Below are 13,083 nucleotides of genomic sequence, written 5' to 3' on the forward strand. Positions count from 1 at the left end.
TTCACCTCTTCTTAGTTTGAGGCGCAAAGTGTCTTGTTTCACTTGCGCCGCCGATTTGACACATGTCAATTATCCCTTGAATTCCCCTTCAATCTTTGAGTATTCTCTCGCCTTCTTTGTCAACATCCTCAAATTGCCCGCGGTATATCGCCCACCAGACACCGCCAATGATAAAAAACACCAGAACCACCGAAAGCGGGACCAACAAATACATGATGTCCATCAAATCTCCTTGTTGATCGGCTGCAAGCGGGACAGCCGAAGGGCATTGGCCACTACCAGCAGGGAGCTGCTGGCCATGCCGATACCAGCGAGCCAGGCGGGCAACCAACCCGCCACAGCCAGCGGAACACAAATCGCGTTGTAGGCTGCCGCCCACCACAGATTCTGCCTGACCACCGTCATGGTGCGTCGGGCCAGGCCGATCGCTTGGTCGACATCACCCAGCCGACTGCCCGACACCAGAAAATCGGCCTGAGCCTGCGCCAGCGGCACCGCTTGGCCAAATGCAAACGAGGCGTGCGCACCGGCCAGCACGGGACCATCGTTGAGACCATCCCCCACCACCGCCACCTTGCGCTTGTCAAGCTGAGCCTGACGCAGAAAGTCGAGCTTGTCCTGCGGTGAACACTGGCCTTTAAACACATCAATGCCCACCGCCCCTGCCACCAGGCGGGCCGCGTCACTGGCATCACCCGACAACAGCGAAACCTGCAGACCACGCGCCTTCAGGCTGGCAATGGTGCTTGCCGCATCGGCGCGAACGTCTTCCTGAAGCTCAAAGCTGGCCAGCCAGCGCTGCGCTTCCACAAGGTGGACCTTCAAGGTGTCTGAATCAGCTTGTGCCACACCACAGTGTTCGGCCGAGCCCAGCCGCACCTCGATGGCCGAGTTGGCATCCCCTGCAAGGGCCAGCTTGGCGCTCAAACCACGCCCTGGCAACTCCACCACATCGGCCACCTGCCAGCGACCCAACAAACCGCGCTGTGCTGCCGCCACCTCGAGTGCCCGCGACGCCGGGTGCAGGGATTGCTGTGCCAGCGCGGCCGCCATGGCCAGCGCCTGCTGTGGGTCCAGCCCGTCTGCCAACTGGATGGCGCCCAGCACCATGGCGTCGCGCGTGAGTGTGCCGGTTTTGTCAAACATCACGGTATCAACTGCGGCGAGGGCTTCAAAAGCATCGAGCCGGCGCACCAGAACACCCCGTTGCGCCAGCGCACCAGCCGCCGACAACATCGCAGCCGGGGTGGCCAGCGACAAGGCGCAAGGACAGGTCACCACCAGCACCGACACCGCCACCATCAGGGCATGTTCCGGGTCGGTGTCCCACCAGTAGGCGCAGGCCAGCGCAGCCGCAATCAGCACCCCGATCAGGAACGGCTTGGCCACGGTGTCGGCCATCCGGGCGAGTTGGGGTTTGCTGGTGGAGGCGCTTTCCATCAGGCTGACAATCTGTGCAAAACGGGTTTCCTGACCGAGGCGTTCCACCCGGACCAAGACCACGCCAGCCAAGTTGTGGCTGCCCGAGATCACCGCATCACCCTCGGCACGCGCCACCGGCCTTGACTCACCGGTCAGCAGCGACTCATCCACCGAGGTCTGGCCGCGCACCACCACCCCATCGGCCGGGAAGGCCTCACCAGGGCGCACCTGGATGATGTCCTCACGCTGCAGCCGCCGCACCGGCACCCGCTCGAACACGCCATCGGCTTGTTGCCTAAACACGCTGTCGGGCAAACGGTTCATCAGGGCTTCGAGCGCACCGGCGGTGCGGTCGCGCAGACGCAATTCAAACCAGCGCCCGGCCAACAAAAAGAAAACAAACATGGTCAAGGAGTCAAAGTACACCTCATGACCAAACATGCCCTGCGGCTCGAAGGTGCCTGCGGTGCTAACCACAAAAGTGATCAGCATGCCCAGCGCCACCGGCAGGTCCATGCTGATACGACGGTGCACGATGTCGCGCCAGGCGTTGGCAAAAAACGGACTGCAGGAAAACAAGATCACCGGCAGCGTCAGCACCCACGAGGCCCAACGCAGCAGCTGCTCCATCTCCATCGACAAATCGCCCGGTTCGGCCACGTAGGCCGGGTAGGCGTACATCATGACCTGCATCATGCACAGGCCGGCCACCATCACACGCCACAAGGCCTTGCGTGCCTCGACCCGGCGCCGCTCCCGGGCAAACGTGTCATTGGCTGGCAGCGCCCGGTAACCCGATCCCGCCAGCGCCTGCATCCAGCGCGACGGCCGCACCGACTGCGCGTCCCACACCACCTTGGCACGCTGGCTGCTAGCGCTCACATCGGCAGACAACACACCGGGAACCCGCTTGAGTGCGTCCTCCACCGTCAGGGCACAGGCTGCACAGTGCATGCCTTCGATCATGACATTGGACTCCCAGCACCCCGCGTGGCCGACGTCCGGGCGGCTGAAGGCAGACCACTCCTGCTCGTCATCCAGAACCTGCAAGTCCTCCAGCACATCAAGCTGGGGCACAGCCGCTGCCGCGCCACGGCCAGCGACAGCATCCAGTTGGGTGGGCAGGCGGTCAGCGTCGGAAGGAAAACTCATCAAAAATACCTGAGCAGTAGCAAAATCGGCTGATAGTATAGGAACGCGCTCTTTTTTGATCTGCAAAGGAAATCTCCATGTATAAAAAGATTCTTGTGGCCACAGACGGTTCGCCCCTGTCAAAAACCGCCGTCAACAGCGCCATTTCGCTGGCGGCGCTGTGCCAGGCGGAGTTGGTGGTGATCAAGGTGGTGCCACAGTACCCGCAAAGTTATTTTGAAGGTGGCCTGGCGCTTCAGGCCACCGAGGTCGGTCGCATTGAACAACAATGGGCAGAAGAAGGTCAGGCGGTGGTGGACGAGGTGAGAAAAGACGCCGAACTCAAAGGCGTGACAACCCTGGCGGTGACGGTCAAATCCGACATCGTCTCCGACGCCATCATCTCGACCGCCAAGAAACACCACTGCGACCTGATCGTTATGGCATCCCATGGCCGCAAGGGTGTCAAACGCCTGCTGCTGGGCAGCGAAACCCAGCAAGTGCTGACACACTCCCACATCCCGGTGCTGGTTTTGCGTTAAATTGGCCTCCAGCCCTTTTACAACAAGGGCTGGTTGCTATCCATATTTATGGTTCTGGGCCTCAGTCCGGGTCTTTGAAACGCTGTTGAATCTCCAGCACACGGTCCCAGTGTTTAAAAAACATGACCACACAAGCCGGATCAAAGTGGCTGCCCGCCTGGGCCTGGATGTGTGCTCTGGCACGCTCCAGTGACCAGGCCTCTTTGTAGGGCCGATTCGACATCAAAGCGTCAAACACATCCGCCACGGCCACGATGCGGCTGAAGATCGGGATGGCTTCCCCTTTGAGACCAGCAGGGTAACCCGAGCCGTCGAATTTTTCGTGGTGGCCCAGGGCGATGTCCGCCCCAGCCTGCAACACCCGCGAGGCGCTGCCTTTGAGGATCTCGTGGCCAATCACCGCGTGCTGTTTCATGACCTCAAACTCCTCTGGGGTCAGGCGCCCGGGTTTGAGCAAAATACTGTCAACAATGCCAACCTTGCCAATGTCGTGCATCGGCGCGGCCTCCAGCAGCAACTCACAGTCGGCGTCTGACAAACCCAAACCCCGGCCAATCAGCTCGGAATAATGCGCCATACGCAGGATGTGGGCGCCGGTTTCGGGGTCGCGGTACTCGGCCGCCTTGGACAGACGAATGACGGTCTCGCGCTCGCGCTCTCGGATCGCTGCGGTGGCTTTTTGCACCTCTTCTGCCAGCCAGGCGGCGCGGTTTTCCAACACCTTGCGGCTGGCGCCCAGGTCCAGCATGTTCTTCACACGGGCCATGAACTCGATTTTGTCCACCGGCTTGGTCAAAAAATCGGTCGCACCTACCTCCAGCGCCTGGTAACGCACCTGCTTTTGGTCGTTGGCGGTGATCATCAGGACCGGAATGTTCTGCCGCCCGGGGGTCAGCCGCAACGCTGTGATGAACTCCATGCCGTTGAGGTCCGGCATCATGTAGTCCACAATGATCAGGTCAAAGTCATCGGTTTTGGCGCATGCCAGTCCGGCCACGGCATTGGTGAAACAGCGACTCTCGCAGTTGCCCATGCGTTTGAGCAGCGCCTCGAACAAAATCAAGTTGATTTCGGCATCGTCAACAATCAGTACCTTGTAGGTCATGGTCAAACATTCTCAGAATCTGGCGCCCTTGCGGACAGAGCGCTGACAGGACTTGGAACACAAGCTCGTTTTAATGTACCACCGCACTCTGGCGCCCATGGAGTGCCGCCACCAGATGCTCGATCTGAGCAGCCAGAGACACCAGGGTGGCATGCACCGCCTGAGCATCACCCTGCGGCCCGGTGCCCTGCATGGCGCAGACCCGTTGCTCCAGTTCCCCCACCAGGTCTTCGGCTGGGCGCGCGCCAAACAGGCCCATGACACCTTTGATCGCATGGGCGCTGTTGAGCAGGTTAGGCCAGTCCATCTGCGCCAGCGCCTGCATCATCTGTTCCAGATCGCCAGGCCACTGCGTCAAAAAAGCATCCGTGATGATCGCGAGCACCTCTTGGTCAACCTGGCACAGCGCCTGGGCGTAATCAAATCCGGCACCCGCTGCGGCCGCAGGTTTCAGGCGGGCTGGATGAGACCGCTTGGTTGCTACGTTTTCAACAGCTGATAACCCAGCATCAAAGCGGGCTAAAACACGATTCAGCTCAGAAGTCGAGATCGGCTTGGACAGGTAATCGTCCATGCCTGCCTGCAGACAACGCTCACGGTCACCCGGCATCACATTGGCCGTCATGGCCACGATGGGGGTGCGGCGCCCCCGCTCGGTGGCACGGAAACAACGGGTGGCCTGCAGCCCGTCAAACACCGGCATCATCATGTCCATGAGGACCAGGTCAAACCGCCGCTGCGCCAGGATGTCCAGGGCGATCTGGCCGTTGCCCGCCAGTGTGACCCGGTGCCCCTCGCGCCCGAGCAGCACCAGGGCGAGCTTCTGATTGATCTCGTTGTCTTCCACCAGCAAGATGTCCAGCGCCACCGTGGTTTTGGCGGCGCTGTTGTTGCCCGGCAAGGAGGCAGCGTCAGAGGAGGATACCTCTGCACCCGGCAAGGGCTGGCACGCCATGGTGGATGTTGCGTAGTCCATCAGCACATCAAAATCAAACTGGCTGCCCGCCCCCAGTGCGCTGCGCACCGACATCTGGCCCCCCATGGCGGCCACCAGGCGCGAAGAAATGGACAAACCCAGACCGGTGCCACCAAAACGCCGGGTGATGCTGCTGTCTTCCTGGGAAAAGGCCTCAAAAATGCTGTCGAGCTTGGCTTGGGCAATGCCAATGCCGGTGTCCTTAACCGAGCAGCGCAAGCGCACCCGTCCGCCCGGCGCGGGTTCCGCGCGCACAGACAGCGCCACCTCACCATGGTCGGTGAACTTGATGGCATTGCCCATCAGGTTCATCAGGATCTGCTGCAACCGGCCCGGATCACCCACCAGCGCCTGGGGAACACGCTGGTCCAGATCACACACCAGCGCCAGGCCCTTGGCTTGGGCGGGCACAGCCAGTTGTTTGATTGTTTCATTGAGCATTTGCGGCAACTGGAACGGGATCGCCTCGATTTGCAACTTGCCGGCTTCGATCTTGGAGAAGTCCAGGATGTCATTGATGACCCGCAGCAAGGTGTCCGAGGACAGCTTGACGATCTCCAGGTACTCACGCTGCTCAGTGCTCAGCTCGGTGTCGAGCACCAGTTCGGTCATGCCAATCACGCCGTTCATCGGGGTGCGGATCTCATGGCTCATGTTGGCCAGAAAATCCGACTTGGCCCGGCTCGCCACCTCGGCAGCCTCTTTGGCGCGCTGCAAATCCTCGGAAGCCTGTTTGGCCTGGGAGATATCGGCCAGGTAACCGTTCCACAACACCCCGCCGTCGTCGGCGGCCTTGGGCATGGACTCGCCATGCACCCAGATCAGCGCACCGGTTTGCTGGTGGCGCAACCTGAAGTCGAGGGAGATCCGGGCACCAAAACGTGCCGAATTCTTGAACGCCTGCACAAAGGCCGGCTGGTCGTCGGCGTGAATCAGCGCAAAGAAGCTGCTGGCGTCGTTCATGATGGTCTGGTGTGACACCCCGCAAATCTGTTCCATCACCGAACTGCAGAACGGGAAGCTCTGGCGACCATCGGCCCACAGCCGGTACTGGAACACCACCACCGGGATGTTTTCAGTGACTTCACGCAGCCGCTCACTGGCTTCACGGATGACCGTCACATCCTGCCAAATCCCGGTGAACACCGTGGCCCCATCCGCAGCGGGCAGCGGCTCGGGCCGCACCTCAGCGCGAATCCAGCGTTTGTGCTTGTCAGGTAACAACACCTGGTATTCAGCGCTCCAGGCCTCGCGACGCTGGGCTGCAACCATCACTTCTGACAAACAGCGGCTGCGATCGGGCTCCAGAATCTGATCAAAACTGATGGCGCCATTGCGCATCAGCGCATCACGCTCCAAGCCACGAATTTCCTTCAGCCGCTCACTCAAGAAGGTGTAGCGGATGCCACCGGCGCCCACCTCACACTGAAACACCACACCAGGCACCGCGTTGGTGATGCGGCGCAGGCGCTCTTCGGCCTGTGCCATCGCCGCCTGCATGGCTTTGCGCGCGGTGATGTCGGTGCGGATCGCAATGAACTGGCGTGGCGCACCGTCGTCCAGCAAGGGAACAATGGTGGCCTGCACCCAGTAGATACTGCCATCTTTGGCCTGGTTGCAGATCTCTCCATGCCAGACCTGGCCTTTGAGGATGGTCTGCCACAGGTGCTTGAAGAAGCTGGTGTGTTGTCTGCCGGAATTGATCATGCGGTGGTTGCGCCCAAGCAACTCCTCACGCGTGTAACCACTGATCTGGCAGAACTTGTCATTGGCATAGGTGATGTCACCTGCCAAGTCGGTGATGCTGACAATCGCATGCTGATCCAGCGCAAACTTCTGGTTGGCCAGGTCGGCCAGAGCGGCCTGCAGCTCACGCTGGCTGGCTTCGCGCTGGGCTACAAGATCCGACATCAGTTTGGACAACGACTCCAGACTGTCATCCTTGAGCACCAGGGAGTACGGCCCCATCTGCCGCATCAGGCCATTGGCAGTCTCGCGCAGGGACTCCATCGCGCGGGTGCGGCTGTCAAGCTCGTGACGCAAGCGGTCATTGGCATGCGACAGCTCCACCGAACTGAGCTGCAGGCTGCGGGTTTTTAACTCCAGATCCCGGTCATTCTGTTCGTAGGTGTCCAGCACCCGCGCCAAAAACCCCTCCATGCCCGCCAGCAAACGGGCTGCAGGTTCGGACACGCCCGGGCTGCGCGACAGCTGCACCAGTTCGACCAGCACGGACGGCACCTGTGTATCGTCCACACCCAGCAAACGCCTGATCTGGCGACTGAGCAGCTTGTGCATGGCATGGGGATTGCTCACAATGTCACCGGTGTTTCTGTCAGGTAGGTGATGGTCATGGTCTGATTGTGCAGCTTGCAGTCCAGCGCACCGGACATCGGACAAATCTCGCCATACGAGTAAAACCCCGCGAGCGTGGCTTTCTGGCGAAAGACATCGGCCACCGCCTCCACCTCCTCGTCCACGCGGTCTCCCATGACCAGTTTGCGCCCGACACAGCTCACCAGCAGGGCCAGCCCTTCTGCGCTGGACGAGGCACACGCGCTGGCCAAACGTGCGGCGGTCTCGGCGCCATCCACCAGCGCGTCGGTGCTGGCGTGCATCAGCCGCAGATAGCCCTGCGGGTCAATATCACCCGCCAGAATGAGGCTGCCCTGGGCTTCGTCGACACCCAAAATGGTCCGGATCAGCCCCACGTCGCTCTGGTCCTGCCCCAGCATTGCCATCGGAAACAACAAACCCGAGATGGGCAGGTTGCGGGCGTGGTCACCCAGGTAGCGCTTGTAAATCTCCAACGCCGGTTCACCATCGAGTTCAAACAACACATTGTCTTGGCAACGTGTCACCTTGCGCGCCGGGCCAAACTGTTCCCAGCCGCCAAAGGAGCCATGCGCCACCTGCAGCTGCTCACCATACAGGCCCACACAGCTCACCCGATCGGGGTGCACACCGCTGTTGTCGAGCACAAAACTGGTCTTGAACGCCGCCCCATCACCGGCCAGGCCACCGGTGATCAGCACCTGATCACCCAGCACATCCACCAGACCGGCAATCAGGGCGCTGCCATTGATATGGATGCCCTGCCCCAGCACCCAGACCAGGCGCAGACCAGCCTTCGGCAGTTGCTGCCCCAGGCGCTGACCGGCGACAAACGACTCACTCATCTGCGCCAGACAGGCGCTGGCCGCCAACACCCGAACCGACTCAAAACGGATGGCGGTGACCACACAGCTGTCGTCGGTGACCCCCTGGTTGGAGATTTCGCCCGCCGAGGTACAGCCCAGGCGCGTGCCCGGGGTCAACTGGCCAGCCAGCGAGGTGTGCAAGGCCTTGAGCCAGTGGACCGACCCAAAGGCCAGAACCAGCTGCGGCTTGACATCACCCCAGGCGACCAGCATCTCGGCCAGATCGCTCGCTTGCCGCAGGACGGTTTGGATAACACGCATGGCTTGTCCCTTTGTCTTGTGTCGATGATGCTAACGACTCTGTGTGCTGCGACATGGCGCCCACCGCAGATTTTGGCACTTTGTCCCTGGCTCGGCGAGGCCGTTTGACCAGCAGCGCCCACGCTGTGGGTTACTGGGCCCTGGCCAGCTCAGCTTGGAGGCGGGTCAGAACCTGTTGAGCGGCCAAGCCCAGACCTGGCAGCGGCCCCCCCTCCCGGCCGAGTTGGTTGGCGTGGGTGTGCAGCAGCTTATGGGTGTGGCCGGTGGTGTTGCGGGTATAGGTGATCACCGCCGGGTCATCGGCCAAGCTGACCACCGGGTGGTGCTGGTCTGAGGCTTGTGCCGCGCGCTCCAGCAAGCTGCCACTGCGGTCGTTGTTGAGGGTGAAGACCCATGCGGTGCCGGCCTGGAACGCCAATTTGCTGAGCCAGCCAAAGTGGGACGCGCTGCAGACCACCACGGCAGGTTGGGCGTCGCCAATGACAGACGCTACCTCAGCACCCTGGCAGGCCATGTCAAGCGGCACAAACACCAGCCCGGTCCGCAGGCTGGCCAGGTAAAGCATCAGCGCCTCGACCGATGGGTCAACCTGCACGACCACCCGTGCACCCGGTGGCACATCCAGCGACTGCAGAAAATTGGCCAGTTTGGCGCTGCCGCGCTCCAGATCGGACCAGGTGTAGACCAGGCCGCTGTCGGTCTCGAGCGCGGTGCCGTCCAGGTCTGCCGGAAACACGGAGCGCAGGGCCTGGTAGAGATTGAACGAGGCAGGGCTCATACGGGGCATCTCTTTCTCTCCCAGGAACAAGCAGCCAGCATCGTCAGGCACCTGCTCAGAACACCGGTGGACGTTTTGCCAGAAACGCGGTGATGCCTTCGCGCTGCTCGGCACTGTCGGCGTAGGCATAAGCGTTGACCAACAGTGGCTGCAGCGGGTCGCCGGATGCTGTGGTATTTGTAGCAATCTGCCCTTGATCCAAAAGGGCTGGAGATGGATTTAAGGCACGAAGTGTCTGTTTGTTCAGGCGCGCGGCCTGCGGCGCCAAACGGATGATGCGCTGCACCGTGGCCTGGGCCTGTGCTGCCAACTCATCATCCGCGACCACCCGGCTCAGAAAGCCGCGCTGCAACATATCGGGCGCGCCCAACACCGCCGCCTCCAGCAGCATCTGACGTGCCGTCACCAGCCCCACTTCACGGCCCACCAGCGCGGCCTCGCGCGGCGCCATCGGGAAACCCAGACGGGCAATCGGCGCGCCAAACTGGGCTGATGCAGCCGCCAGGCGAATGTCGCAGCAGCTGGCAATCTCGACCCCGGCGCCCATGCAGTTGCCAGCGATCTGCGCCACGATCGGCACATCACAGGCCAGCAAAGCGCTCAGAGCGCCCCACACGTCCTGCTCATGAAAGTCACGCAGGCTGGCCTCTTCAAAACGGAAGGAGGTGTACTCGGAGATGTCGCCACCAGCGCAAAAGTGTGCACCTTCGCCAGAGAGCAGCACACAGCGCACGGTGTCGTGGCGCTGGATGGCCTGCGCCACCGTGCGCAACTCAGACCACATGGCGCGCGACATCGCGTTAAAACGTTCGGGGTAAACCAGCGTGACAGACGCCACCAGCGGGTCTTGTTGGTAACGAATATGGCCTGGCATGAGATCAAGCTTGAACGGATGAAGACGCCGAGTTAACTATGCAAAGTGTAGCTACCAGCCCTTTTTATATAAGGGCTAGAGCATGATTTTCCTTATACCTTGGGTGAGTTGGCACGGGCCCACAACCACAAACCAATACCGCCGAAGATCATCGGCAGACACAACCACTGGCCCATGCTCAAGCCCAAGCCCAGCAGCCCCAGGAAGGCATCAGGTTCGCGGAAATACTCGGCGATGAAACGAAACACCCCATACCCCAACAGAAAGGCCGCCGCCACCTGTCCACGCTGACGCGGCTGGCGGGCATACAGCCACAGCAGCACAAACAGCAGCAGACCTTCGAGCAAAAACTGGTAAATCTGCGAGGGGTGACGCGGCGCGTCTCCCGCACCACGAAACACCATGCCCCAGGACAGGTCCGGACTGGCCAGCCGCCCCCACAACTCACCGTTGATGAAGTTGCCAATGCGCCCCGCTGCCAGACCGGTCGGCACACAGGGCGCCACAAAATCTGCCACCTGCAGCCAGGGACGTTTTCGGCTGTGGGCAAACCAGAGCATCGAGGCAATCACACCCAGCAAACCACCATGAAAACTCATGCCGCCCTGCCACACCGCAAACACTTCCAGCGGGTGCGCGGCGTAATAGTCCGGCTTGTAAAACAGGCAGTAGCCAATGCGCCCACCCAGCACCACACCCATCACACCGAGGAACAGGATGTCTTCCACATCACGCTTGCTCCAGGCCTGTGCGCCAGTGAGTGAGGCAAACGGCTCATGGCGCAGACGCAAATTGCCCAGCCACATGAACAGCCCAAAGGCCGCCAGATAAGTCAGGCCGTACCAGTGCACAGCGATTGGCCCCAGCTGCAGGGCCACCGGGTTGATCTCAGGATGAATCAGCATGGGTCAGGGTCAGCCAGAAGATCAATCGTCGAGCAAGGACAGGTCACGCACCGCGCCCTTGTCGGCCGACATCACCAGCTTGGCGTAGGCCCTGAGCGCCGCCGACACCTTGCGCGGGCGCGGCAAAACGGGTTTCCAGCCCTTGGCATCTTGTTCGATGCGGCGTTTGGCGAGTTCTTCGTCTGACACCAACACATTGATGCTGCGGTTCGGGATGTCGATGCGGATGCGGTCACCGTTTTTCACCAAGCCAATCGCACCACCCGCCGCCGCTTCGGGCGAGGCGTGGCCAATGGACAGACCCGAGGTGCCACCCGAAAAACGCCCGTCGGTCAGCAGCGCACAGGCCTTGCCCAGGCCTTTGGACTTGATGTAGCTGGTGGGGTAGAGCATTTCCTGCATGCCGGGGCCACCCTTGGGGCCTTCGTAACGCACGATCACCACGTCGCCTGCCTTGACCTGGTCGGCCAGGATATGGGCCACCGCCTCGTCCTGCGACTCGACCACATGGGCCGGGCCTTCAAACACCAGCAGCGCGTCATCCACACCGGCGGTTTTCACGACGCAGCCGTTGAGCGCGATGTTGCCAACCAGCACCGCCAGACCACCTTCTTGCGAGAAAGCGTGCTCACCGGAACGAATGCAGCCCGCTGCGCGGTCAACATCCAGACTGGGCCAGCGGCTGGCCTGGCTGAACGCGACCTGGCTCGGCACCCCACCGGGACCGGCTTGGTAGAAGGTCTTGACCGCCTCACTCGGTGCGCGGGCGATGTCCCACTGATTGAGCGCGTCTTTCATGGTTTTGGCGTGCACCGTGGGCACGTCGGTGTGCAACTTGCCAGCGCGGTCCAGCTCACCCAGGATGGCCATGATGCCGCCGGCGCGGTGCACGTCTTCGATGTGGTACTTGTTGGTGTTGGGCGCCACCTTGCACAGCTGCGGCACCACGCGCGACAGGCGGTCGATGTCCTTCATGGTGAAGTCAATCTCGGCCTCTTGCGCAATCGCAAGGATGTGCAGGATGGTGTTGGTAGAGCCACCCATGGCGATGTCGAGTGTGATGGCGTTCTCGAACGCCTTGAAACCGACCGAGCGTGGCAACACCGACACATCGTCTTGCTCGTAATACCGCTGGCACAGCTCCACAATCAGGTGACCGGCGCGTTTGAACAGTTGTTCGCGGTCGGCATGGGTCGCCACGACCGTGCCATTGCCCGGCAAGGACAGGCCCAGCGCTTCGGTCAGGCAGTTCATCGAGTTGGCGGTGAACATGCCCGAGCAGGAACCGCAGGTCGGGCAGGCCGAGCGTTCGATTTCGGCAACATCCGCGTCCGACACCTTGTCGTCAGCAGCCATCACCATGGCGTCGATCAGGTCGAGTTTTTTGAACTCCATGGTTTGTGTCGCTGGGTTCAACAGCCGGGTTTTGCCCGCTTCCATTGGGCCGCCTGAGACAAACACCACCGGGATGTTCAGCCGCATCGCCGCCATCAACATGCCGGGGGTGATCTTGTCGCAGTTGGAGATACACACCATGGCGTCGGCGCAGTGGGCATTGACCATGTATTCGACCGAGTCGGCAATGATGTCGCGGCTGGGCAGTGAATACAACATACCGTCGTGGCCCATGGCAATGCCGTCATCCACCGCAATGGTGTTGAACTCCTTGGCGACACCGCCAGCGGCTTCAATCTCGCGCGCCACCAGTTGGCCCAGGTCTTTCAGGTGCACATGGCCCGGTACAAACTGGGTGAACGAGTTGACCACCGCCACAATGGGTTTGCTGAAGTCGCCGTCCTTCATGCCGGTGGCACGCCAGAGTGAGCGGGCACCAGCCATGTTACGACCAGCGGTGGAGGTTTTGGAACGGTATGCGGGCATGGTGATGG

10 protein-coding genes are annotated in these 13,083 nt (G+C 61.4%); 1 reads left to right on the plus strand and 9 read right to left on the minus strand.

Annotation, left to right across the window (positions count from 1 at the left end; genetic code table 11):
* Positions 1 to 88: 88 nt before the first annotated feature.
* On the minus strand, positions 89 to 223 hold the full coding sequence (gene ccoS / locus KKO72_RS00875; RefSeq protein WP_078365925.1) for a cbb3-type cytochrome oxidase assembly protein CcoS: 135 nt from the start codon (positions 221 to 223) through the stop codon (positions 89 to 91).
* The gene (locus KKO72_RS00880) at positions 223 to 2,574 is read right to left on the minus strand and encodes a cation-translocating P-type ATPase (RefSeq protein WP_214934469.1); all 2,352 of its coding nucleotides are present in this window, start codon (positions 2,572 to 2,574) and stop codon (positions 223 to 225) included. Before KKO72_RS00880 ends, ccoS begins: the two co-directional genes overlap by 1 nt.
* A 77-nt stretch (positions 2,575 to 2,651) precedes the next feature.
* Between KKO72_RS00880 and KKO72_RS00885 the strand changes: the two genes are divergently transcribed.
* On the plus strand, positions 2,652 to 3,095 hold the full coding sequence (locus tag KKO72_RS00885; RefSeq protein WP_214934472.1) for a universal stress protein: 444 nt from the start codon (positions 2,652 to 2,654) through the stop codon (positions 3,093 to 3,095).
* 61 nt (positions 3,096 to 3,156) lie between these two features.
* Here KKO72_RS00885 and KKO72_RS00890 read toward each other — a convergent pair whose 3' ends face one another.
* From KKO72_RS00890 to ilvD, 7 genes are all read right to left on the minus strand, one after another.
* Positions 3,157 to 4,200, minus strand: coding sequence for an HD domain-containing phosphohydrolase (locus KKO72_RS00890; RefSeq protein ID WP_214934476.1), 1,044 nt, complete (start codon positions 4,198 to 4,200; stop codon positions 3,157 to 3,159).
* A 70-nt stretch (positions 4,201 to 4,270) separates the two neighbouring features.
* The gene (locus tag KKO72_RS00895; RefSeq protein WP_214934479.1) at positions 4,271 to 7,492 is read right to left on the minus strand and encodes a PAS domain-containing protein; all 3,222 of its coding nucleotides are present in this window, start codon (positions 7,490 to 7,492) and stop codon (positions 4,271 to 4,273) included.
* The gene (locus KKO72_RS00900; protein ID WP_214934481.1) at positions 7,489 to 8,637 is read right to left on the minus strand and encodes an FIST signal transduction protein; all 1,149 of its coding nucleotides are present in this window, start codon (positions 8,635 to 8,637) and stop codon (positions 7,489 to 7,491) included. The genes KKO72_RS00895 and KKO72_RS00900 overlap by 4 nt, the downstream gene beginning before the upstream one ends.
* 130 nt (positions 8,638 to 8,767) lie before the next feature.
* Positions 8,768 to 9,424 (minus strand): AMP-binding protein, encoded by a 657-nt coding sequence (locus KKO72_RS00905; RefSeq protein ID WP_251140360.1) that lies wholly within the window; start codon positions 9,422 to 9,424, stop codon positions 8,768 to 8,770.
* 46 nt (positions 9,425 to 9,470) lie between these two features.
* Positions 9,471 to 10,289, minus strand: coding sequence for an enoyl-CoA hydratase/isomerase family protein (locus tag KKO72_RS00910; protein ID WP_214934483.1), 819 nt, complete (start codon positions 10,287 to 10,289; stop codon positions 9,471 to 9,473).
* A 92-nt stretch (positions 10,290 to 10,381) separates the two neighbouring features.
* Positions 10,382 to 11,194 (minus strand): prolipoprotein diacylglyceryl transferase, encoded by an 813-nt coding sequence (gene lgt, locus KKO72_RS00915; protein WP_214934484.1) that lies wholly within the window; start codon positions 11,192 to 11,194, stop codon positions 10,382 to 10,384.
* A 21-nt stretch (positions 11,195 to 11,215) separates the two neighbouring features.
* A complete protein-coding gene (gene ilvD, locus KKO72_RS00920; RefSeq protein ID WP_214934486.1) occupies positions 11,216 to 13,075 on the minus strand; it encodes a dihydroxy-acid dehydratase in 1,860 nt (619 codons plus the stop codon).
* Positions 13,076 to 13,083: the final 8 nt, after the last annotated feature.

The sequence above is a fragment of the Rhodoferax sp. U11-2br genome (assembly GCF_018619435.1).
GTDB lineage: Bacteria > Pseudomonadota > Gammaproteobacteria > Burkholderiales > Burkholderiaceae_C > Rhodoferax.

Coding starts and splice junctions, on each gene's coding strand:
- ccoS (WP_078365925.1), bottom strand. CDS start 223: ATGGACATCATGTATTTGTTGGTCCCGCTTTCGGTGGTTCTGGTGTTT.
- KKO72_RS00880 (WP_214934469.1), bottom strand. CDS start 2,574: ATGAGTTTTCCTTCCGACGCTGACCGCCTGCCCACCCAACTGGATGCT.
- KKO72_RS00885 (WP_214934472.1), top strand. CDS start 2,652: ATGTATAAAAAGATTCTTGTGGCCACAGACGGTTCGCCCCTGTCAAAA.
- KKO72_RS00890 (WP_214934476.1), bottom strand. CDS start 4,200: ATGACCTACAAGGTACTGATTGTTGACGATGCCGAAATCAACTTGATT.
- KKO72_RS00900 (WP_214934481.1), bottom strand. CDS start 8,637: ATGCGTGTTATCCAAACCGTCCTGCGGCAAGCGAGCGATCTGGCCGAG.
- KKO72_RS00905 (WP_251140360.1), bottom strand. CDS start 9,424: ATGCCCCGTATGAGCCCTGCCTCGTTCAATCTCTACCAGGCCCTGCGC.
- KKO72_RS00910 (WP_214934483.1), bottom strand. CDS start 10,289: ATGCCAGGCCATATTCGTTACCAACAAGACCCGCTGGTGGCGTCTGTC.
- lgt (WP_214934484.1), bottom strand. CDS start 11,194: ATGCTGATTCATCCTGAGATCAACCCGGTGGCCCTGCAGCTGGGGCCA.
- ilvD (WP_214934486.1), bottom strand. CDS start 13,075: ATGCCCGCATACCGTTCCAAAACCTCCACCGCTGGTCGTAACATGGCT.